The organism is Actinoplanes sp. NPDC051537 (assembly GCF_055586105.1).
Map to the genome: position 1 here is coordinate 406,625 of NZ_JBVJIU010000007.1, position 20,884 is coordinate 427,508.

The window sequence follows — 20,884 nt, forward strand, 5'->3', positions numbered from 1 at the left end:
CCCCGCGACAAGCCGGTGACGTCGACGTCCCGGCCCCGGCCTCGCCCAACGCCTCCCTACGACGGGTCGCGCGGCACGCCGATCGCCATCAGGGCGGTGTCGTCCTCCAGGCCCGGCCCGAAGCCGTCGAGCAGCTCGACGAAGGCGTCGACGGCGGCCGCGGCGCCGGCCGGGGCCAGGTCGTTCGCGAACTTGGTCACGGCCTCCACCCCGTACCGCGGGTCGGTGGTCGTGCCGCCCCGGACCCGGGCCTCGGTGAGGCCGTCGGTGTAGAGCACGAGGGTGTCGCCGGGACCCAGGGTCACGGTGGTGTTCGTGTACGTCGAGCCGGGGAAGACGCCGACCAGGCGGCCCTTGGTGCGGTGGTACTCGGCGCCGCCGCCGGCGCGCAGCAGCAGCGGCTCGGGGTGTCCCCCGCTGGCGATCACGGCACGGACGCCGCCGGCGCCGGGGGTGAGGATGCCGAACACCACCGTGCAGTACCGGGCGTCGTGACGATATTCCTGGTAGAGCACCTGGTTGAGGTTGCGCAGGACGGCGGCGGGGTCCGGGTCGTAGACCGCCGCGGCCCGCAGCGTGTACCGGGCCAGGGCGGTCACCGCGGCCGCCTCGACGCCCTTGCCGCTGACGTCGCCGAGGACGAATCCCCAGCGGCCGTCGTCGAGCGGGAACAGGTCGTAGAAGTCGCCACCGACCTCGTCGGCCGACGCCATCCGGTAGTGCGCCGCCGTCTCCAGGCCGGGCGGGGCCGGCAGGACCGACGGCAGTAGGCTGCGTTGCAGGTCGGAGACCAGGTGGCGGAGCCGTTCGCCTTCCCGCACGGCCGCCTCGCGCTCGGCGTCGGCGGTCCGGCGGGCATGCAGAAGCTCCTGCTCGTACGCCCGGCGGTCGCGGCCGTCGAAGACGACGGTGCGGACCAGCGGCGGCTGCCGGACGTCGCCGGCGGACGGGCCCAGGGAGCTGATCAGGGCGGGGAACCGGGTGCCGTCCTTCGCCCGCAGATCCAGCGCGATTCCGCTGATCTCCCCCTGCATGGTCAGCAACGGGGCGAAATGCGTCTCGTAGTAGATCCGGGCGCCCACCGTGAGCAACTGGCCGAACCGGGCCTGCCCGACGATCTCGTCCCGCGCATAGCCGAGCCAGCCCAGCAGGGTGGCGTTGACCTTGACGATCGTGCCGTCGGGCGTCGTCGTCAGGCAGCCGCAGGGTGCGTTCTCGTAGAGATCGTCGGCGTTGTCATCGAGCACTGCGGGCAACCCTGCTTGTCCTGTTCAGCCGCCGGGTCGGCACAGCGATGGGGTGGGCGCGGACCCCTCCGGCCGGATCCAGCCACCACGATATCCCGGCGTCCGGGGGCCGGCACGCCGGCTGCGGGTCAGCGTCGCCGGGCGTCGATCCCTACCATCGACGGTCATGCGTGCTAAACGGATCTTGACCGGGTTGGTGGCCGTCGCGCTGCTGGCGGCGCCGCTGCCGGCACGGGCGGACGCCGCCTCGTTCGACAACGGCACCGTCGGCTTCTCCGAGGGGTCGGCGACGGCCGGGCTGGCCGACCGCCTCGACCGGATGGACGCGTATGCCGGTGAGCGCAAGCCGATGCTGCGGCTCGACCTGAACTGGTGGGGCGTGCAGGAATGCGCGGGTTGCACGCCGGACTTCTCGAGCCTCGACCCGATCGTCGACGCGGCCGCCGCCCGCGATATCCGGGTGCTGCTGATCCTCACCTACGCCCCGCCGTGGGCCAACGGCAATCACGACGACGACCATTGGTTTCCCGTACGCGACACCGACTGGACCGGCATCGTCGACGCCACCGTGGCGCACTTCGCCGGCAAGGTGCAGGCCTACGAGGTGTGGAACGAGCCGAACTTCGTGAGCATGGGCGACTACGGCGACGGCAGTGTCGCCGCCCGCCGGCTGCGGTACTGGCAGCTGGTCGCGATCGCGCACGAGCGGGTGCACGCGGGCTGCCCGGGCTGCGTGGTGCTGGCCGGCGCGTCCGGCGCCGGGACCCCGACCGGCGGGACGAGCAACGACAACGAGTCCGCGGCGTGGCTGGAGTGGGCCTACGCCAACGGCTACGGCGCCGTCTTCAACGCGGTGGCTCACCACCCGTACGCGCCCTGGAGTGTCGGTCTTGGCCCTTCCTACCCGGAATGTTCCACGCCGCGCTGGTGGAACATGTTCGGGCCGCCCGACGAGAAGTGCGGTGAGCTGGCCGCCGTCCGCGCCGTGATGGTCCGGCACGGCGACGGCGCCAAGAAGATCTGGGCGACCGAGTTCGGCTATCCCTCGACCGGCACCGGGATCACCGCCGCGCAACGGCGGGACAATCTCGAGGAGGGCGTACGGAACTGGCGCGCGCTCGACTACACCGGTCCCCTGTTCCTGTTCTCCTTCGCCGACAGCCCGCGCCCGGACTGCGCCGGCAACCCCGACCCGGAATGCCATTTCGGCCTGGTCGACACGGCCGGAAACGCCAAGCAGCCCGCGTACGACGGGGTGCAGCTCGCGCTGACCGACACCCGCCTGGAGAGCCTCGCGCCGGGCCGGTCCCTGCATCGGACGTCGGCGTTGCGATCGAGCCTGGGACGGTTCGAGCTCTGGCTGCAGGGCGACGGGAATCTGGTGCTCTATCAGGGCGCGACGGTGCTGTGGAAGGTGGTCGACCGGCACGGCGTGCGGCTGACCAACCAGACCGACGGCAGCCTCGCGCTGTTCGACGTCAACGGCAAGAAGGTGTGGAGCACGCCCACCGCCGGAAAGGGCGCCTCGAACCTGATCCTGCAGAACGACGGGAACCTGGTCCTGTATCCGAACACCACCCCGGCCAAGGCGTCCTGGGCCTCGAACACCTGCTGCCACTAGCGGCACGAGGGTGCCACGGACCGAAGCCGTGGCACCCTCGCTATCTCATCCGGCAGAGCTCACCCCACTACGCTCATCCGGCGATGCGGAAGGCGATCGCGGACGACTGGCCGGTGGTCCCGTCCCATTGGCTGCCCACCGCCCACTCGGTGGTGGCGTCCGCCGCGGTGACCGCGCTGAGCAGCGGTATGCCGACGCCGCCGGTCACCGTCACCGGCGTGACCGACCAGGCCGTGCCGTTCCAGTGGGCCAGTGCGGGCTTGCTCGCGTCGTCGGCCGCGGCGCCGGTCACCCAGACGTCGGTGGCCGAGCGGGCGGTCACGCCGCTCAGGTTCGTCAACGGCGGGGCCGTGACGGTGTTCCACGCGGTGCCGTTCCAGCGGAGAACGAACGCGCTGCCGCTGGTGCCGACGCCGACCGCCCAGGCGTCCGTCGCCGAGAGCGCCGCCACGTCGTACAGGAAAGTGCTGCCGTTGTTCGGACTCGGCACCTGGGTCCACGCCGTGCCGTCGAAGTGCAGGATCGTGGATTGCCGGACCCGGTTGCCGTACGGGAGGTTCAGCGAGTAGCCGACCGCCCAGACGTCCCGGGTCGAGACGCCGTCGACCGCGGTCAGGAAGTTGGTGCGGGTGCCCGCGCTCGGCGTCGGCACGGCGCTCCACGCGGTGCCGTTCCAGTGCATCGCCAGCGTCTTGCGGAAGGTCGAGCCGGTGCTCGCGGTCTGCCCGACCGCCCAGGCGTCGCTCGCCGAGAACGCCTTGACCGCGGAGAACTCGGTGTCGGCGCCGGCCGGCCTCGGGACGGCCTGCCGGCTCCACGCCGTGCCGTTCCAGCGCAGGGCGACGGCCGACTTCGCCCCGCCGCCGGCCGCCGTCGAGTTGCCGACGGCCACCGCGGAGGTGGCCGAGGTGGCGTCGACGCCGCTCAGGTCCGCCCAGTTGTTCGCGTTACCGCCGAGCAGGTCCGGGCTCGGGAACACGCTCCATCGCGTGCCGTTGAAGCGCTGGACGACGCCGTTGCCGTTGCCGCCGACGGCCCATCCGTCGGACGGCGAGACGGCGTCGACGGCGAGGAACCCGCCGAAGAAGCCGGTCGATGCCGCCGGGACCTGGGTCGCGGTCGAGGCCCAGGCCGGGCCGCCGGTCGCGAACACGACGCCGAGAGCCACGGCCGAACCGGCCGCCCCCATGAGTGCCTTTCTCACGTCATCCCCCCTCTGTGGATGCCCGACCATGCCATCGAGCGCTGAAGCGGCCCTGAAATCGCGCTTTCAGTGCCGCTTCAGGACTCGCGCGCAAGCTCGCCGCCATGAACCGATTACTCAGCCCCGCAGTGGGCGCGGCCGTCGCCCTCGCGGCCGGCAGCGCCCTCGCGGCGCCGGCGTGGGTGGCCACGCCGACCCCCGACCAGGCCCCCCAGGGGGTGCCGTTCACCAACGTGTTCAACGCCGTCAGCGCCCGGACCAGCACCGACGCGTGGGCGGTCGGCACCTTCGAGCGGGCGAACGACGACGACGGCTCGGCCATCCTGGCCGAGCACTGGAACGGCACGGCGTGGACGGCGCTGCCCACGCCCAACGTCTTCCGTTTCAACGAGAAGCTGAATGCCGTGTCCGCCTCGGCCGCGAACGACGTCTGGGCGGTCGGCTCGACCAACATGACCGGCTTCGCGCACACCGACCCGATCACGGCCCACTACGACGGCCAGGCCTGGAGCCTGGTGCCGGTGCCGGCCACCACCGGCGGATCGAAGTCGATCCTGTTCGGCGTCGCGAACCTGGGCGGCGGCAACGTCTGGGCGGTCGGCCGCAGCGAGGCCAACCGGGCGCTGATCGAGCACTGGAACGGCACAGCCTGGACGATCATCCCGGCCCCGGTCCCGAAGGTGCCGGCCGGCAACACGTTCGTCGGCACCACCCTGAACGGCATCTCGGCCCGCAACGCCAACGACATCTGGGCGGTCGGCTACACCCAGGGCGCCCAGGGGACGAACGCCAACAAGTTCACGCTGACGATGCACTGGAACGGCTCGGCCTGGACGATCCTGCCCAGCCCGAACCCGGCCGTGCCCACCCCCGCCGGCACCACTCAGGTCCTCAACAGCGTCGTGACGATCGCCGCCAACGACGCCTGGGCCGTCGGCGGCACGTCGGACATTTCCGGCTTCCAGCCGGCGCGCCCGATCGCGATGCACTGGAACGGCACGACGTGGTCCCTGTCGGCGCTGCCGAACATCGGCAACGGCGGGATCGCGTCGGTCACGGCGAATTCGCCGACGAGCGTCTGGACGGCCGGCGGCCCCGGCGACACCGGAACCGTGCTGCACTGGAACGGCACGTCATGGGCGCAGGACACCACCGTCCCGACCGGCCCGGCCGGCACCACCACGCTGCGTAGCATCAACGCGGTGCCGGGCTCGGCGAACGAGGTCTGGACGGTCGGCAACAGCCTGCCGGCCGACGGCGTGAGCCGCACCTTCGCGGCGCATCGCTCCTGACCCGTGCGGTCCGGCCCACCTCACGCCGTGGGCCGGACCGTACGCCGCCGCGCGGCCGCGATCACCGCGAGCGCGCACCCCGAGGCGATGAGGCCGATCCACGCGCCCTGGGCGACACCGAGAACCCACAGATGGCCGGCCACCCCGGCCATCGTCTCGCGGGTCACGTACACGGGCAGGCTGAGCCCCGCACCTCGTTCCCGCCACTCGGCCCGCATCAGGGGGTCGCCCTCGACCGAGGCGCGGAACGCGGCCAGCAGCAGCGCGCCGCCGAGCGCCGCGCCCAGGCCGCTGCCCACCCCCGACCATGCGCCGGCCCGCAACCCGGAACGCCAGCGCCCGGTCCGGGCGGTGACCCGGGCGGCGACGATGGCGGTGGTGACGCCGACGACGGCCCACGTGACGTTGTCCAGCACACCCCGGGCGGCGGCCGTCGACACCGTATGGGGCGTGAGGTTGTTGAAGGCGATCTCGGCGATCCACCACGGCGGCGATCGCCACCGCGCCACTCACCGCCACGACAGCGGGGCGCACCCAGCTCGGACCGGCGACCGTGCCCACGGCGGTGATGGTAGCCGGGGCTACTCCCCCGGGCTCACCAGGCCCGTCTCGTAGGCGAGCACCACCGCCTGGACGCGGTCGCGCAGGCCGAGCTTGGCCAGGATGCGCACCACGTGCGTCTTGACCGTCGCCTCGGCGAGGTACAGACGGGCGGCCAGCTCGGCGTTGCTGAGGCCGTGGGCGAGCAGGCGCAGCACCTCACGCTCGCGCGGGGTGAGCCGTTGCAGGACGCGGTGCGCGGGCACGGCCGCCTCGTCGCGCCGGGCGTAGCGCTCGACGAGGCGGCGGGTGATCGCGGGCGCCAGCAGGGCGTCTCCGCTCCGGACCGTCCGGACGGCGGCCACCAGCTGGTCCGGTGGCAGGTCCTTGAGCAGGAAGCCGCTGGCCCCGGCCCGCAGCGCGGCGTACACGTATTCGTCGAGGTCGAACGTGGTGAGGATGAGGATCCGCGGTTCCACCGGGTCGCCGGTGAGCAGGGCCCGGGTCGCGGCCAGCCCGTCGAGCCCGGGCATCCGGATGTCCATCAGCACGACATCGGGCTCGGTGCGCCGGACCGCGTCCACCGCCTCGGCCCCGGTGCCGGCCTCGGCCACCACGGAGATCCCGGCCGCGTTCAGGATCATCCGGAAGCCGGTGCGGACCAGGGCGTGGTCGTCGGCGATCACGACCCGCGTCGGCTCGGTCATGCGCCGGCCAGCGGCAGCGTCGCACACACCCGGTAGCCGCCGGTGAGCCGCCGCCCGGTGTGCAGGGTGCCGCCGTGGACGGCGACCCGTTCCCGCAGGCCGGCCAGACCGTAGCCGGCGTCGTGCGGCGCCGCGTCCGCCGCCGGGCCGGCGTCGGTCACCTCGACCCGCAGCTGGGCGGGCGCGTACTCGACGACGACCGACGCGGCGGCGCCGGCCGCGTGCTTGAGGGTGTTGGTGAGGGCCTCCTGGGTGATCCGGTACGCGGTCAGGCCGACGCTTTCCGGGACGGCTCGCCGTTCGCCGACGACCCGGTAGTCCACGGACACGCCGGTGTCCCGGATCCGGCCGATCAGCTCCGGCACCTCGTCGAGGCCGGGCAGCGGCGCCAGCTCCGCGTCGGCGCCTGCCGTCAAAGCGCCCAGCACGCCGCGCAGCTCGACGAGCGCCGTCCGGCCGCTGGTCTCGACCGCGAGCATGGCCTCGCGTACGTCCTCCTGGGTCTCACCCAGCACCGTGCGCGCCGCGCCCGCCTGAATGACCATCATGCTGACGTGGTGGGTGACCACGTCGTGCAGTTCCCGGGCGAGCTGCGCGCGTTCCCGGGCGGCCGCCGCGCGCAGTGCCTCGGCCCGCTCGTGGTCGCGGACCTCCCGGTCCCGGTCGGCGCGGCGGCGGCGGACCCGGACCCCGGCGGCGGCCAGCGCGATCGGCAGCAGGATCAGGACGCCCACCCACGCGTTGGGCAGGTTGGGCAGCGCCGCGTTCTGGAACAGCACCACCAGCATCGCGGCCGCGACCGGCAGGCTGATCAGCGTGGCCCGCCGGTGCGGGCTGTGGGCCGCGGCGCTGTAGATCGCGACACCGAGCACGACGCAGGCGATGAACACCACGTCCGGATTGATCAGCAGCGCGGGCGCCGTTCCGGCGGTCGCCAGCCAGAGCGCGGGTAGCGGGTACCGCCGGCGCAGCGCCAGCGGCGGCGCGGCCAGGGCGGCCAGCAGGTAGGCCCCGGCGCCCCCGATCGTCAGGTCCTGCGCCAGCCGGCCGAGCGGCGACGGGCTCGGCCACTCGAGGATGAGGCCGACGCCGTTGCCGACGTACCGGAGCGCGGCGCCGGTGAGCACCAGCGCCAGCACGGCGTCCAGCGCCCAGCTTCGACGGGTGACCGCGGTGGACATCTCGCCATTGTGACCGAGGCGCCGGCCCGGATGCGTACAGCCCAGGACTACATCCTGAGGATGACACGGACACCGCGCCCGGTTGACGACCGCGGCGATCCCCGCTCCTAGCGTCGAGCCGACACCGGGAGCGGGGAGCGGACGATGATCGAGGTAGATGCGGTGAGCCGGCGGTACGACGGGGGATCGCCGGCGCTGCGCGAGGTGACGCTGAGCGTGCCGCCGGGCGAGGCGGTGGCGATCCTCGGGCCGTCGGGCAGCGGCAAGTCCACGCTGCTGAACCTGCTCGCCGGCCTGGACCGGCCGACATCCGGCACGGTCACCGTCGACGGGGTCCGGGTGGACGAGCTGAGCGAGGCGGCCTCGGCCCGCTACCGGCGGGCGAAGGTCGGCCTGGTCTTCCAGTTCTTCAACCTGCTCGACGACCTGACCGTCACCGACAACGTGGTCCTGCCCGCGTTGCTGGCCGGCATGGCACGGGCGGCGGCGCTGCGCCGGGCGGCCGATCTGCTCGGCACGCTCGGCATCACGGGGCAGGCGCGGGCGTACCCGGCCCGGTTGTCCGGGGGTGAACGGCAGCGGGTGGCGGTCGCCCGGGCCCTGATGAACCGCCCGGCCCTGCTGCTGGCCGACGAGCCGACCGGGGCTCTGGACAGCGCGGCCGGCGCCGACGTCCGCGACCTGCTGACCGAGTTGCACGCCGAAGGGCAGACCATCGTGCTGGTCACCCACGACCGGGCGCTGGCGGACGCGGTCGCCACCCGTACGGTCGAGCTGCTCGACGGCCGGGTGCGGTCATGAGCGGGCTGGGCCGGGTGGTGCGTTCGGGCGTACGCCGCCGGCGGCCGGCCACCCTCGTGATCGCACTGGCCGTGCTGGTGGCGGTGACGGCGGCCGTGCTCGCGGGCTCGCTGCTGGTCGCGTCCTCGGCGCCGTTCGACCATGCCTTCGCCCGGCGGCACGGCGCGCACCTGATCGGCCAGTTCGACGCGGCCAGGACCGGCCCGGGCCGGGTCGCCGCCTCGGCCCATGCCCCCGGGGTGACGGCAGCGGCCGGGCCGTTCCCGGTGGTCTCGGTCACGGTGCGGGACCAGCACCCCGGGACCGGTGCGCTGCCGCCGATGACCCTCGCCGGCCGGGCCGATCCGGGCGGCCCGGTGGACGCGATCGACCTGACCGCGGGCCGCTGGGTGCGCGGCCCCGGCGAGCTGGTGCTGTCCGCGGACGGCTCGCTGTACCCGCTCGGCGCCGTCCTGACCGTGCCGGACCTGCCGGGCCGCCCGGCGCTGACCGTGGTCGGCGTCGCCCGCTCGGTCAGCCGCAGCGCGGACGGCTGGGTGTCGCCGGCCGCTCTCACCGCGCCCACCGGCTACCAGATGCTGTACCGGTTCGCCGCCGCCGCGACCGACGCGCGGGTCGCCGCCGGCCGGGCCGCGATCGCCGCCACCATGCCGCCGGGCGCGCTCGCCGGCGCCCAGTCGTGGCTGGCCGTGAAGCACGCGGCCGACCGGAACACCGGCGTGTTCGTGCCGTTCCTGGCCGCGTTCGGCGTGCTCGGGCTGGCCATGTCGGTGCTCATCGCCGGTAACGTGGTGGCCGGCTCGGTCACGGCGAACACCCGCCGCATCGGCATTCTGAAGGCGCTCGGCGGCACCCCGGCCCAGGTGGTGCGGGCCTACGCCGGGCAGGCCCTGATCCCGGCCGCGATCGGCACCCTGCTGGGCGTCGTCGCCGGCAACGCCCTGGCCGTTCCGGTGCTGGACCGGACCGGCGCGGTCTACGGCACCCCGGCTTCCGGCGTCGCGCCCTGGGTCGATCTCGCGGTGGCCGCCGGGGTGCTCGGCGTCGTGGCCCTCACCGCGTGCGCCTGCGCCTGGCGGGCCGGCCGGCTGCGCACGGTCGAGGCGCTCACCGTGGGCCGGGCGCCGACCGGCTCGCGCGGGCTGCTCGCCGCGCGGCTGGCCGCGCGCCTGCCCGGCTCGCGAGCGGCCGGTCTGGGCCTGGCCCACCCGTTCGGCCGGCCGGCGCGGGCGCTCGGTCTGCTCGCGGCGGTGGCGTTCGGGACGGTCACGGTCACCTTCGCGCTCGGCCTGGGCGACTCGCTGAAGGACGTGCAGGCGGCGAAGAACCACAACAATGCCGACGTGCTGGTCGCGACCGGGGCCTCGCCGTACGGTCCACGGCTGATCGGTCCCTCGGGCGACCCGGCGCCGCCGGCCACCGCCACCCCGGCGCAGATCACCGCGGCGATCGACGCACAGCCGGGCACCGGCTCGTACTACGCCACGGCGCAGTCCATGGTCACGGTGGCCGGCGTCAGCGGGGCCGCCGATCTGTACGCCTTCCGCGGGGACGCGACCCGGGCCGGCTATCAGATGGTCGCCGGGCGGTGGTTCCGCGGGCCCGGCGAGGCGGTCACCGAAAGCACCTTCCTCGACGCCGCGGGCGCCCGGATCGGCGACACGGTCGTGCTGCTCGCGAACGGGCGCCCGGTGCCGGTGCGGATCGTCGGCGAGGTGTTCGACCCGCACACCGATCCGGAGGTGCTGGTCGACGGGGCGACGATGCCGTTTCTGACACCCGGCGCCTATCACGTCACGGTGCGGCCGGGGACGGACATCCCCGGTTACCTCGATCGGCTCGACGGCCTGCTGCGGCCGTACGGCGTCCTCGTCGCCGTTGATCTCGCGACCGGTCACAGCGGCACCATCGTGGCGCTCGACGCCCTGACCGGTCTTCTCACCCTCCTGCTGGTGGTGGTCGCCGCCCTGGGCGTGCTGAACACCGTTGTGCTCGACACCCGGGACCGCGCCCACGACATCGGCGTCGGCAAGGCGCTGGGCATGACGCCCCGCCAGACCGTCGGCATGGTGGTCGCCTCGGTCGTGCCGGTCGGGCTCGCCGGCGGGCTGATCGGCGCGCCGGCCGGCTACCTGCTGCACGCCGCGGTGACGCCGGCGATGGGCCACGCCATCGGGCTGCACCTGCCGGCCCGGGCGCTGCACGTCTACCGGTTCCCGGAGCTGGTGGCGCTGGTGGCGGCGGGCCTGGGCATCGCCGTGCTGGGCGCGCTGCTGCCGGCCGGGTGGGCGGCCCGCTCCCGGACCGTCACCGCGCTCCGCAGTGAATAGGTCCGGCGGCCGGCCCGGGACCGTCGAGGCCTGGGTCGACGACGCCATCCGCCGGCTCGCCGACCGGGACGCCGCCGCGGTGCTGCGCACGTACGCGGTGGCCGCGGCGACCGATCCCGAGGCCGCGCGCCGCATCGTCGAGCGGGTCATCGCGCCGGACCGCCGGCACCTCGCGACCCTCGTGCCGGGCGAACCCTCGTGCCGGGCGAACCCGCGCTCGCCGAAACGATCGCCGACATGGCGATCGCGGCGCTGTTCTTCCGGGTGCTCGGCCGGCAGCCGATCGACGCCACCCGGCACGCGGCGCTGCTGCACCTGCTGACGGCCCGCTAGCGCTCCCGCCGCTCAGGCGGCCTGGGTCGCGGCGGTGAAAATCACGCGGCCGGGTCGCGGCGGTGGAAGATCACGCGGCCGGGTCGCGGCCGGTGGAAAATCACGCGGCCGGGTCGCGGCGGCGCAGGATCAGGCCGCACGCGGCCACGCACCCGGCGATCCAGCCGAGCTGGACGGCCGCGCCGAGCAACAGGTCGCTCGACCCCGCGGGGTCGAACAGCCCGACCCAGTTCTGCCAGTAGTGGACCGGCAGGAACGCCGTGACGGGTTGGAGCGCCGCCTGCCCGTTGAGGATGCTGGCGACGACCACGAAGGCGATCGCGACGGCGAGGGCCTCGGCGCCGCGCGGCAGCAGCAGGCCGAGGGTGAAGGCGATCGCGGCCATGGCGAGCATGCACAGCAGCAGGTATCCGGTCGCGGCCGGCACCCGGGCCCCGGTGGCGCCCGCGGTGAGGTCGGCCGCGTCGATGATGTGGAACGGGTGCCAGCCGAAGAGCGCCCACCCGGTGGCCAGGCCGGCGGCGAACACGCAGGCGAGCGCGAGCACGGTGGCGATCGTGGTGGCGGCGAGCTTGGCCGTCAGCAGCCGGGCCCGGGTGACCGGGGCGACGTAGAGGTAGCGCAGAACGCCCCAGTCGCGGTCGGCCGACGCGATGGCGGTGGCCAGCAGCGCGACGACGATCGGCAGCAGGAGCGGGCCGATGAACTCGAGACTGGCCATGGCGTGGTTGAGGGCCGAGTACGGCGAGGCGCCGAACAGCCCGCCCTGGCTGCCGTTGCGGTGCCCGGCCGAGGAGGCGAACGACAGGCCGGCGGCGACCGGGACGGCGGCGAGACAGATCAGGGCGATGACGGTGCGCAGCCGCATCAGCTGGGTGGTGAGCTCAACGCGCAGCATGGTCGGGCCCCTCGGTCATGGCCAGGTAGGCGTCCTCGAGCGAGGCGCGGTCGGCGCTCGCGCCGGTGACCGTGACGCCGTCTCGGACCAGGGCCTCGACGAGCTTGCCGGCGGGCACGTCGGGAGCGGTCACGATCACGTCGCCGCCGCGGATCTCGGCGGAGGTGACAACGCCGGTGCGGCGCAGCACGGTCAGCGCCCGGCCGGGCTGGTCGGTGCTGATCCGGAAGGCGCCGGCGCCGCGCAGCAGGTCGTCGAGCCGGCCGGCGGTGACCAGCCGGCCGTGGTTGAGCACGACGATGTGGCTGGCCAGCGCCTGGACCTCGGCCAGCTGGTGGCTGGAGATGAGCACGGTGGCGCCGGCGGCGGCGCGGTCGGCGAGATGCTGCCGCAGGGCGCGGACCTCGGCCGGGTCGAGGCCGTTGGCCGGCTCGTCGAGGATCAGCACGTCGGGGCGGCGCATCAGGGCCTGGGCGAGCATGAGGCGCTGCTTCATGCCCATCGAGTAGCTCTTGACCTTGCGGTCGACGGCCGGGCCCAGGCCGGCCAGGTCGAGGGCGTCGGCGAGGCCGGGCGGGGGCCACGGCCGGCGGCTCGCGGCCCACAGCAGCCGCAGGTTCGCGGCGCCGGTCAGATGCGGCACGAACGCCGGGCCGTCGATCAGCACGCCCACCCGTTCCAGCACCGGAGCGCCGAGGCTCATCCGGGCGCCGGCGATCCGGACCGCGCCGGCGTCGGGCTTGGCCAGGCCGACCAGCATGCGCATGGTCGAGGTCTTCCCGGCGCCGTTCGGCCCGAGCAGCGCGCAGATCTGCCCGGCCCGGACGGTGAAGGCGAGCCGGTCGACCGCCGGCCGGCGACCGTAGCGTTTGGACAGACCCTGGGCGTCGATCATCGCGGTCACGCGGGCCGCCGCACGGCGAACGCGGCCAGGACGCTCGCGGCGGCCAGCGCCACGACGACGGCGATCCAGCTGGGCACGAACGGCGTGGCCAGCAGCCCGGTGTGCCCGTGGAATCCGGCCGGGTCCCCGGCGCGGATCCGCAGGCCCCACAACAGCGCGGCGACGGTGGCGACCGCCATGCCCGCGGCGACGGTTACGACGGCGACCGGCCGCAACCGGCCCGGCAGCCTCGCCGGCACGCGACGCAGGACGGCGATGACCGCCCCGGCGGTCGCGGCCACCACGACGATTCCGGTCACCGCGACGAGCAGGAACGCGACCATCCTCGGTGAGATCGGCCGGGCGAGCGCGAGGACGCCGAGCCAGACGCCGGCACCCGCCACCGGGACGGCCACGTACTTCCACGCCCCGGCGTCCCGGCCGCGCAGCAGCGCGACACCGGCCGGCGCCGCGGCGGCCACGAGCGCGAGCAGGGCCAGCGCCGCGGCCACGACCAGCAGCACGTACGGGCCTCGGCCGGCGCCGGTGAAGTCCTCGGCCAGCTTCGCGAAACCGATGCCGGCCACCGTGAACAGCCCGCCCGCCCACACCATCAGGCTCATCGGGGAATCGCCGGCCATCAGAACACCTCCGTGGGCGCGGGCGGCGCCGCCGATCGAGTCGGCGATCAACCGCGGATGACGGTGGACACGCAGGTCGCGCAGCAGCTGGGCGTACTCGTCGCCGTACCGGCGGCGCCAACCGGCCGGGTAGCAGGCCACCAGCGCGCGGACCAGCCGCGGGTCGCCGCTCATGCCGGGCCCGGCCGCAGGCGGTGCAGGCTCAGCGTGGCCAGATGCTGCATGCGGGTGGCCTGGGCGGTCAGCTCGGCCGCGCCGGCCGCGGTGATCCGATAGGGGCGGCGGCGTCCCTCGGCCGGCGTCGCCTCGATCAGGCCGCGCTCCTCCAGCCGTTGCAGGGCCGCGTACAGCGTGCCCGGCCCGAGCGTCACCCCGGCCTGCTCGGCGATGTCGGTGGTGATCGCGTACCCGTGCTTGTCGCCGTCCGCGAGGCTGGCCAGGATCAGAAAGCCCGGTTCCATCGTCTACTCCGTCCTCCGCTATATCGCCCAACGTACTACGCGGGACGATATAGCGGAAGGGGAAACCTGAGCGCGCGGCGCCCGCATGGCCGGCCGACATCACACCGGCCGACCGGACGGCGCTCAACCCGATCGGCGGCGCGTCGTTCATCGGCGTGCACGACCCGATCCACGTACGCGCCCTCGTCCCGCACGACGGCACGACCGAGGTCGCGCTCGTCTCGGCCGAGCCGTCGCTCGACCTGCTGCTGGATCGGCTGGGGGCGCGCTCGCCGGGCTAGACGTCGCGCCGGTGCTGCACCACCATCGCGGCCGCGATCACGACGGTCGGCCAGATCAGGTACGCGAGCCAGGCTTCCGTGGCCGACGTGTAGAGCGGATCGACGGCCGCGGGCGGCCCGTACGACTCCGTCAGGCGCTGCCAGGCCGGAATGAGCATCGCGTGGTGGAGCATCCGGGTGGTGTCCGAGCGGATACTCAGCAGTGTCGGCAGCATCACCAGCAGCACGATGCCGGTCACGTAGACCGTGCCGGCGTGCCGCAGCAGCACCGCGATGCCGAGGCCGACGAGGGCGCAGACCGGCCCGATCAGCGCCGCCGCCACCAGCGCGGGGACGGTTCCCGGGTCGGTGAGCGTCACGTTCGCGCCGCGGCCGGCCAGGGTTGTCTGGGCGACGGCGAACCCGGCCACCGAGCCGAGCACGCCGGCCACCGCCCACGGGACGGCGACCACGAGCGCCTTCGCCGCCAGCAACTCGGCGCGGGCCGGCACGGCGGCCGCCGTGACCCGGATCAGCCCGCTGCTGTACTCACTGAGCATGCCGGCGGCGCCGGCGCTGACCGCCACCACGACGAGCACCAGATAGCCGGCGATCGGGAAGCCGTCGGCGAGCGCGAAGCTGTGCGAGCGCTGCTCCGCGGGGCTGTAGTGCGGGAAGTTCGCGAAGTCGGCGTGCGACGCCACCGCCGCCGCGGCGGTCACCACCACCGTGGCCAGGGCCAGCGCCCACCAGGTGGAGCGCAGCGAGCGGGACTTGAGCCACTCGGACGCGATCAGATCACGCATCACGCGCCCCCGGCCCGGTAGTCGACGCTCGCCGCGGTGAGATCGAAGAACGCGTCCTCCAGCGAACCGCCGGGACCGGCCAGCTCGGTCACCGTGCCCGACGCCAGCAGCCGTCCCTGGCCGATGATGACGACCTCGTCCGCGGTGGCGGCCATCTCCGTGATCAGGTGGCTGGACAGGAACACCGTGCGCCCCTCGGCCGCGAGCCGCCGGAACAGGCCGCGGACCCAGCGCACGCCCTCCGGGTCCATCCCGTTCACCGGCTCGTCGAACAGCAGCACCGGCGGATCGCCGAGCAGGGCCGTGGCCACCCCGAGCCGCTGCCGCATGCCCAGCGAGTACGTGCCGACGCGCCGGCCCGCCACCTCGGCCAGGCCCACCTCGCCGAGCACCTCGTCGACCCGGCGGCGGGGCAAGCCGTTGCTGCGGGCCAGCGCGGCCAGGTGAACGACGGCGCTGCGTCCCGGGTGGGCCTGCTGCGCGTCGAGCAGGGCCCCGGCGTGCCGCAGCCCGCGTCGGTGCCGGCGGAACGGCACCCCGCCGATCGTGGCGTGCCCGCTCGTCGGCGCGTCCAGCCCGAGCAGCACCCGAAGCGTGGTCGTCTTGCCCGCGCCGTTCGGGCCGAGGAAGCCGGTCACCACTCCCGGCCGGGCGGTGAACGACAGGCCGGCCACCGCCGTGGTGGCGCCATAACGCTTGACCAACTCGTCAACTTCAATCATGCCGATACGGTTCCGCGGCCGCCCCGGTCTCGTCATCGGACCGGGGAACGCCCTCACCATCGACCGTGGTCGTCATACCGTGGTCGGATGTCGGCGGCGCCTCCCGTCGCTACCATCGGCCCCATGCAGGGCACACCGCGTCGTCGAGGGCTTACGTGGGTCGGCTGGGCCGGGCTGATCTGGTGCCTCGCCGCGTTCAGCGCGCTGCGCGGTTACACCGGCCTGCCCGGCCTGCCGAGCGGCCTGGCCGCCCGGCCGGCGTGGTGCTGGGCCCTGATCGCCGCGGCGCTCGTGCTCGGCGTCGCGTCACTCCGGCTGGCCCGCCCCCGGCCGCTGCTCGCCGTCAACCTCATGGTCGTCTCGGCCATCACGATCGTGCTCGCGGTCAGCCCGGGCGGCCTCGCCAGCTCCGTCGAGAGCGCGCTCACCCTGTTCCTGCTCGCCGCCGACGTCATGCTCGCCGCCGTCATCGTGACGCAACCGCCGTGGGCGTGGTTCGCCGCGATGGTCCCGGTGCTGGCGGCGCTGCCGGTGACCTCGGTCCTGCGGCGGCTGCTGCGTTATCCCGACGAGGGCGTCCCCCTGGGCCTCCAGCTGCCGTGGACGCTCTGGCTGGCGTACGCGGTGCTGCCGGCCCTGGTGGCCGCCTTGCTCGGCTTCTCGATCCGGCAGGCCCGTGAGTACGCGCGACGCCTCAGCGAGCAGACCGCGACCCAGGCGGTGATGACCGAGCGGCTGCGCATCTCGCGCGAGCTGCACGACCAGGTCGCGCACAGCGTGGGCGTCATCGCGCTGCAGGCGGGCGCGGCGGCCCGGGTCATGGACACGCAGCCCGAGCGCGCTCGGGAGGCGATGCGGGCGGTCGAGTTGACCAGCCGCGACACGCTGTCCGGGCTGCGCCGGGTCGTCGGCGGGCTGCGACAGCCGGGCGACCGGGCCGCCGGCACACCGCCTTTGCATCCCGCGCCGAGCCTGGCCGACGTGGAAGGGCTGGCCGCGACCACCGGCGACGCCGGCGTGACGGTCGAGCTCCGCTGGGTCGGCGATCGCCGGCCGCTGCCGGCCGAGGTCGAGTTGTCCGCCTACCGGATCATCCAGGAGTCGCTGACCAACGTGTTGCGTCACGCCGGGGCCGGGGCCTGCCGTGTCCGGGTCGAATACCGCCCGGCCGAGCTGGCCATCGACGTCTCCGACGACGGCGACGGCCACGGCGGCCGCAGCAGGAACGGCAACGGCAGGAGCGGCGCGATCGCGAGCGGCGGGATCGGAGGCGGGATCGGAGGCGGGACCGGTGGCGGAAGCGGGAGCGGCGGAGCCGGCAGCGGGAGCGGCGGGAGCGGGAGCGGCGGGAGCGGGAGCGGCGGAGCCGGGGACGCCGGGTCGGGCGGGTTCGGGCTGCTCGGTCTGCGGGAACGGGTCGCGCTGTTGCACGGCAGCATGACGGCGGGCGCGCGGGCGGAGGGTGGGTTCCGGGTGGCGGTGTCGTTGCCGCTCGAGCCGGAAGTGGTCGCGGCGTGACCGTTCGGGTGCTGCTCGCCGACGACCACGCGCTGGTGCGCACGGCGCTCACGATGGTTCTCGACGATGCCGAAGGGGTCGAGGTGGCCGGCGAGGCGAAGGACGGCGACGAGGCGGTCCGGCTGACCCGGGAGCTACGGCCCGATGTGGTGGTGATGGACATCCGGATGCCGGGCATGGACGGCATCGAGGCGACCCGCCGGATCACCGCCGAGCCCGAGCCGCCGCGGGTGCTCGCGCTCACCACGTTCGACGACGACGAATACGTCTACGGCGCGCTGAGCGCCGGGGCGTCGGGCCTCCTGGTCAAGGACATGGCGCTCGAGGACATCGTCGCCGCGATCCGGGTGGTCGCGGCCGGCGACGCGCTGATCGCGCCGAGCGTCACGCGCCGCCTCATCGAGATGGTGGTCCGCCATCCCGAGCCGCAGCGGAAAGCGCCGGCGCTGGACGCGTTGACCGAGCGGGAACGCGAAGTGCTCACGCTCATCGGCCAGGGCGCGTCGAACGCCGAGATCGCCGAGCGCATCCACGTCACGACCGCCACCGTGAAGAGCTACGTCAGCCGGCTGATGACCAAGCTCGCGGCCCGCGATCGGGTCCAGCTCGTCATCGTCGCCTACCGGACCGGCCTGGTGACCGCCTGATCCGGCGGCACGGGCCGCCCGCGACACTCACGGGCCGCCCGCGACACTCACGGGCGGCCCGTGGGCCTTGCCCGGGCCGCCCGGCCAGGCGGGCGGGCGGGCCGATTACTTGCCGGCGTGGGCGTTCTGGGTGAAGGTCGTCAGGTCGGCGCTCACGTCGTACATGACGTTCGCACCCGCCTTGGTGCCGAACACGTCGTAGGAGTTGTCCGGGTCCTTGCGCACGCTCGTCACCGTGATCGACGAGTCCTCGGCCTTGACCGCCGCCGTCACCTTCGCCAGCTCGTCCCCGGTCACCGCGGTGTCCTTCGACCCACCGCCGCCGTGGCCGTTGCCGCCGCCGCGGCCGGTGCTCTGGGTGAAGGTCGTCAGGTCGGCGCTCAAGTCGTACATGACGTTCGCGCCCGCCTTCGTGCCTAGCACGTCGTAGGAGTTGTCCGGGTCCCTGCGCACGCTCGTCACCGTGATCGACGAGTCCTTGGCCTTGACCGCCGCCGTCACCTTCGCCAGCTCGTCCCCGGTCACGGCGGCGTCGTTCGACCCGCCGCGGCCGGTGTCGTTCGTGGCGCCCGCCGAGGCGCCGGGTGCGGGTGTCGCGGCGTCGGCCATCGCCGAACCGCCGAGAACGACCAGCCCGGCCGCCACGACGCCGGCCGCGGCCAGCCCGGCGCGCTTGGCCACCTTGTTCGCATTCGTCGACACGAGATGTTCCCCTCGTTCCGCGGCCCGGCCGGATGCCGGTGCTGCTGGTAGCCCGACATTCGGCAGCGAACTTAGGAATGAGCTGTCAGGGACCTGGACCGGCCCTGGCATCGCGAACTCTTAGCCCAGCCGGGGCGAGCTTCTTAGCGAATACTTAGGCCGTTCTTCACGCCACCCAGTGATAGCGGTGCTCGGGGCGTCCGGTGGCGCCGTAGCGCAGGCGCATCTCGGCCGAGCCGTCGCGCGCCAGGGCGGCCAGGTAGCGCTGCGCGGTCGCCCGCGAGATGCCCAGTTCGTCGGCGATCTCGGCGATCTCGGCGGCCGTGCGCGGCTCGCCGGCGTGCCGCAGCGCCAGGCTGACCAGCCGCACCGTGACCGCGTTCTGTCCGTTCGGGACGGCCGGGTGGTCGTCCTCGTGCGGCAGCCGCCACAGCCGGTCGATCTCCTCCTGCACCAGGGTCCGCTCCCCCGCCACCACCCCGGCCAAGACACGCGGCCAAGGTGGCCGGCTGACCGGATCAGCCGGGAGGCCGAGCGCGCGCCCGCCGCGCCGCGGCCTCCAGGGACGGTTCGTCGCGGTGGCTGACGCTCAGATAGCCGATCACCAGCAGGATCGCGATCAGGCCGGCGACGTCGACGGCGATCCGGCCGCCCAGGGCGGCGCCGAGCGGGTCGGTGAGGACGTAGGCGGCCCAGAACGCGAACGTCGCGCCGACACCGAGGTACCGGTGGGCGGCCCAGACCGCCGCGACCGGCACGGCGACGGCGGCCCCGTTCGCGGTCACGGTCGCACCCAGGGCGAAGGTGAGGAACACCGCGACCCAGTAGAACGCCTCGCGGCGCGGGGTGTCGACGGTGTGGATCGACAGGGTTCGCTCCACGGCGTACCAGATCCCGAAGGTGGCCAGCAGCAGCGCGGCGAAGGCGACCGTGGCGGCCGCGGGGGTGACGCCGAAGATCTCGGTCAGGTTGTCCGCGACGAGCGGGCCGAACACGCCCATCGTCACCACGATCGCCCAGTACAGGCCCGGCAGGTACCGGTTCACCGACAGCTGCACCACCAGCACGGCCGCGAGCAGGGTGGAGATCAGCATGGTGGTGACGGCGAGGCCGAGAACCGGCCACAGAACGTCCGCGACGGCATTGCCCACGGGCGCCGCGAGGACCTTGATGATCCAGAAGTAGATCGTGACCTCGGGCGCTTTGCCGAGGTAACGGCGAAACGGTCGCTGCGAGTCGTCCGGCCATGCGCTGGGCATGACCGAACACTCGCAACGAACCCCTAAGAGATGGCTGAACGGGCCGGTACGGGAGCGTCCGTGCGGCGCACCGCCAGGTGGACGACGAGGGCCACGATGACCGCGGCCCAGGCGGCGGTGACCGGGCCGGTCCCCCACCCGAGCCCGCCCCGCGCGGTGGACACGCCCATCCAGTCGGCGAACGAGGCGCCCAGCGGGCGGGTGATCACGTAGGCGGCCCAGAACGCGGCGATCGCGTCGAGGCGGCCCGCGCGGAAGGCGAGCGCCGGCACGCCGATCGCCGCGGCGAACACGAAACCCGACAGCAGGTAGCCCCAGCCCCAGGTGGCCGCGGTCAGGTCGCCGGCGGCGGTGCCGAGCGCGAAGGTGACCAGCACGGTCGCCCAGTAGAACAGCTCCGGGCGGCCCCGGGTGACGGTGTGGATCGACAGCGTGCGCTCACTGCGGTACCAGGCGACCAGGACCACGACGAGACCGATCGCGAAGAAGGAGGTCGAGATGGCGTACGGGATCCCGAGCCCCACATGCAGAACGTCCGCCGCCATCGTCCCGAAGATGCTGACCATCACCACCGCGAACCAGTAGACGCCCGCCCGGTAGCGGCGCGCCCGCAGCTGGACGGCCAGCGCCACCGCCAGTCCGAGGGCTCCGGCGGCCACAGCCACCGGCGGGTCGATGGTGCGGGCCAGGAAGTCGGAGGCGGTCTCGCCCATCCCGGTGGTCAGCACCTTGATCACCCAGAACAGGGCGGTCACCTGCGGCACCTTCACGGCCAGCATTGCCGGGCCGTGCGGGCGCCAGGTCTGTTCGTCAACGGTCACGGCCGGAAGG

Annotated in this window: 23 protein-coding genes; 8 read left to right on the forward strand and 15 right to left on the reverse strand. The window is 74.0% G+C overall.

The window, feature by feature from the left end:
• Window positions 1–56: 56 nt before the first annotated feature.
• Complete coding sequence (locus tag ACZ6TB_RS19710) at window positions 57–1,247, reverse strand: PP2C family protein-serine/threonine phosphatase (RefSeq protein WP_465555954.1); 1,191 nt, start codon at window positions 1,245–1,247, stop codon at window positions 57–59.
• Window positions 1,248–1,413: 166 nt separating this feature from the next.
• On the opposite strand from ACZ6TB_RS19710, the gene ACZ6TB_RS19715 reads away from it, so the two are divergent.
• Window positions 1,414–2,868 (forward strand): hypothetical protein, encoded by a 1,455-nt coding sequence (locus ACZ6TB_RS19715; protein WP_465555955.1) that lies wholly within the window; start codon window positions 1,414–1,416, stop codon window positions 2,866–2,868.
• 73 nt (window positions 2,869–2,941) lie between these two features.
• Here ACZ6TB_RS19715 and ACZ6TB_RS19720 read toward each other — a convergent pair whose 3' ends face one another.
• Window positions 2,942–4,072, reverse strand: a complete 1,131-nt coding sequence (locus ACZ6TB_RS19720; RefSeq protein WP_465555956.1) for a hypothetical protein — start codon at window positions 4,070–4,072, stop codon at window positions 2,942–2,944.
• A gap of 104 nt (window positions 4,073–4,176) precedes the next feature.
• Between ACZ6TB_RS19720 and ACZ6TB_RS19725 the strand changes: the two genes are divergently transcribed.
• Window positions 4,177–5,364, forward strand: a complete 1,188-nt coding sequence (locus ACZ6TB_RS19725) for a hypothetical protein (RefSeq protein WP_465555957.1) — start codon at window positions 4,177–4,179, stop codon at window positions 5,362–5,364.
• Window positions 5,365–5,384: 20 nt separating this feature from the next.
• Here the strand turns inward: ACZ6TB_RS19725 and ACZ6TB_RS19730 are convergent, their stop codons facing one another.
• The 3 genes from ACZ6TB_RS19730 to ACZ6TB_RS19740 all read right to left on the reverse strand — a co-directional run bounded on the left by ACZ6TB_RS19730 (window position 5,385) and on the right by ACZ6TB_RS19740 (window position 7,792).
• The gene (locus tag ACZ6TB_RS19730; protein WP_465555958.1) at window positions 5,385–5,873 is read right to left on the reverse strand and encodes a hypothetical protein; all 489 of its coding nucleotides are present in this window, start codon (window positions 5,871–5,873) and stop codon (window positions 5,385–5,387) included.
• 72 nt (window positions 5,874–5,945) lie between these two features.
• Window positions 5,946–6,611 (reverse strand): response regulator, encoded by a 666-nt coding sequence (locus ACZ6TB_RS19735; RefSeq protein ID WP_465555959.1) that lies wholly within the window; start codon window positions 6,609–6,611, stop codon window positions 5,946–5,948.
• Complete coding sequence (locus tag ACZ6TB_RS19740; RefSeq protein ID WP_465555960.1) at window positions 6,608–7,792, reverse strand: sensor histidine kinase; 1,185 nt, start codon at window positions 7,790–7,792, stop codon at window positions 6,608–6,610. Before ACZ6TB_RS19740 ends, ACZ6TB_RS19735 begins: the two co-directional genes overlap by 4 nt.
• Before the next feature lie 144 nt (window positions 7,793–7,936).
• Here ACZ6TB_RS19740 and ACZ6TB_RS19745 point away from each other — a divergent pair, with 144 nt between their 5' ends.
• The 3 genes from ACZ6TB_RS19745 to ACZ6TB_RS19755 all read left to right on the forward strand — a co-directional run bounded on the left by ACZ6TB_RS19745 (window position 7,937) and on the right by ACZ6TB_RS19755 (window position 11,256).
• The gene (locus ACZ6TB_RS19745; RefSeq protein ID WP_465555961.1) at window positions 7,937–8,593 is read left to right on the forward strand and encodes an ABC transporter ATP-binding protein; all 657 of its coding nucleotides are present in this window, start codon (window positions 7,937–7,939) and stop codon (window positions 8,591–8,593) included.
• Window positions 8,590–10,923: an ABC transporter permease gene (locus ACZ6TB_RS19750; RefSeq protein WP_465555962.1), complete on the forward strand. Its 2,334-nt coding sequence runs from the start codon at window positions 8,590–8,592 to the stop codon at window positions 10,921–10,923. Before ACZ6TB_RS19745 ends, ACZ6TB_RS19750 begins: the two co-directional genes overlap by 4 nt.
• Window positions 10,924–11,121: 198 nt before the next feature.
• A complete protein-coding gene (locus ACZ6TB_RS19755) occupies window positions 11,122–11,256 on the forward strand; it encodes a hypothetical protein (protein WP_465555963.1) in 135 nt (44 codons plus the stop codon).
• A gap of 100 nt (window positions 11,257–11,356) precedes the next feature.
• Here the strand turns inward: ACZ6TB_RS19755 and ACZ6TB_RS19760 are convergent, their stop codons facing one another.
• From ACZ6TB_RS19760 to ACZ6TB_RS19775, 4 genes are read right to left on the reverse strand one after another with little or no spacing between them, the layout of a single operon-like run.
• Complete coding sequence (locus ACZ6TB_RS19760) at window positions 11,357–12,154, reverse strand: ABC transporter permease (RefSeq protein WP_465555964.1); 798 nt, start codon at window positions 12,152–12,154, stop codon at window positions 11,357–11,359.
• Window positions 12,141–13,049 carry an ABC transporter ATP-binding protein gene (locus ACZ6TB_RS19765; RefSeq protein ID WP_465556061.1) on the reverse strand — a complete coding sequence of 303 codons (909 nt, stop codon included), beginning with the start codon at window positions 13,047–13,049 and terminating at the stop codon, window positions 12,141–12,143. The genes ACZ6TB_RS19760 and ACZ6TB_RS19765 overlap by 14 nt, the downstream gene beginning before the upstream one ends.
• A gap of 5 nt (window positions 13,050–13,054) precedes the next feature.
• Entirely contained in the window at window positions 13,055–13,852 is a 798-nt protein-coding gene (locus tag ACZ6TB_RS19770) for a hypothetical protein (RefSeq protein ID WP_465555965.1), read from the reverse strand.
• Window positions 13,849–14,139, reverse strand: a complete 291-nt coding sequence (locus ACZ6TB_RS19775) for a PadR family transcriptional regulator (RefSeq protein ID WP_465555966.1) — start codon at window positions 14,137–14,139, stop codon at window positions 13,849–13,851. Before ACZ6TB_RS19775 ends, ACZ6TB_RS19770 begins: the two co-directional genes overlap by 4 nt.
• Before the next feature lie 155 nt (window positions 14,140–14,294).
• Between ACZ6TB_RS19775 and ACZ6TB_RS19780 the strand changes: the two genes are divergently transcribed.
• Entirely contained in the window at window positions 14,295–14,420 is a 126-nt protein-coding gene (locus ACZ6TB_RS19780; protein ID WP_465555967.1) for a hypothetical protein, read from the forward strand.
• Here the strand turns inward: ACZ6TB_RS19780 and ACZ6TB_RS19785 are convergent.
• Window positions 14,417–15,205: an ABC transporter permease gene (locus ACZ6TB_RS19785; RefSeq protein ID WP_465555968.1), complete on the reverse strand. Its 789-nt coding sequence runs from the start codon at window positions 15,203–15,205 to the stop codon at window positions 14,417–14,419. The two genes, ACZ6TB_RS19780 and ACZ6TB_RS19785, sit on opposite strands and share 4 nt — an antisense overlap.
• The gene (locus tag ACZ6TB_RS19790) at window positions 15,205–15,927 is read right to left on the reverse strand and encodes an ABC transporter ATP-binding protein (RefSeq protein WP_465555969.1); all 723 of its coding nucleotides are present in this window, start codon (window positions 15,925–15,927) and stop codon (window positions 15,205–15,207) included. The genes ACZ6TB_RS19785 and ACZ6TB_RS19790 overlap by 1 nt, the downstream gene beginning before the upstream one ends.
• 123 nt (window positions 15,928–16,050) lie before the next feature.
• Between ACZ6TB_RS19790 and ACZ6TB_RS19795 the strand changes: the two genes are divergently transcribed.
• Together ACZ6TB_RS19795 and ACZ6TB_RS19800 are read left to right on the forward strand one after the other, a co-directional pair.
• A complete protein-coding gene (locus ACZ6TB_RS19795) occupies window positions 16,051–17,445 on the forward strand; it encodes a sensor histidine kinase (protein ID WP_465555970.1) in 1,395 nt (464 codons plus the stop codon).
• On the forward strand, window positions 17,442–18,092 hold the full coding sequence (locus ACZ6TB_RS19800) for a response regulator (protein ID WP_465555971.1): 651 nt from the start codon (window positions 17,442–17,444) through the stop codon (window positions 18,090–18,092). Before ACZ6TB_RS19795 ends, ACZ6TB_RS19800 begins: the two co-directional genes overlap by 4 nt.
• 105 nt (window positions 18,093–18,197) lie before the next feature.
• Here the strand turns inward: ACZ6TB_RS19800 and ACZ6TB_RS19805 are convergent, their stop codons facing one another.
• The 4 genes from ACZ6TB_RS19805 to ACZ6TB_RS19820 form a co-directional block, all read right to left on the reverse strand.
• Window positions 18,198–18,794, reverse strand: a complete 597-nt coding sequence (locus ACZ6TB_RS19805; RefSeq protein ID WP_465555972.1) for a hypothetical protein — start codon at window positions 18,792–18,794, stop codon at window positions 18,198–18,200.
• 166 nt (window positions 18,795–18,960) lie between these two features.
• The gene (locus tag ACZ6TB_RS19810; RefSeq protein WP_465556062.1) at window positions 18,961–19,272 is read right to left on the reverse strand and encodes a helix-turn-helix domain-containing protein; all 312 of its coding nucleotides are present in this window, start codon (window positions 19,270–19,272) and stop codon (window positions 18,961–18,963) included.
• A gap of 40 nt (window positions 19,273–19,312) precedes the next feature.
• On the reverse strand, window positions 19,313–20,053 hold the full coding sequence (locus ACZ6TB_RS19815; RefSeq protein ID WP_465555973.1) for a COG4705 family protein: 741 nt from the start codon (window positions 20,051–20,053) through the stop codon (window positions 19,313–19,315).
• A 23-nt stretch (window positions 20,054–20,076) separates the two neighbouring features.
• On the reverse strand, window positions 20,077–20,874 hold the full coding sequence (locus ACZ6TB_RS19820; protein WP_465555974.1) for a COG4705 family protein: 798 nt from the start codon (window positions 20,872–20,874) through the stop codon (window positions 20,077–20,079).
• Window positions 20,875–20,884 lie beyond the last annotated feature (10 nt).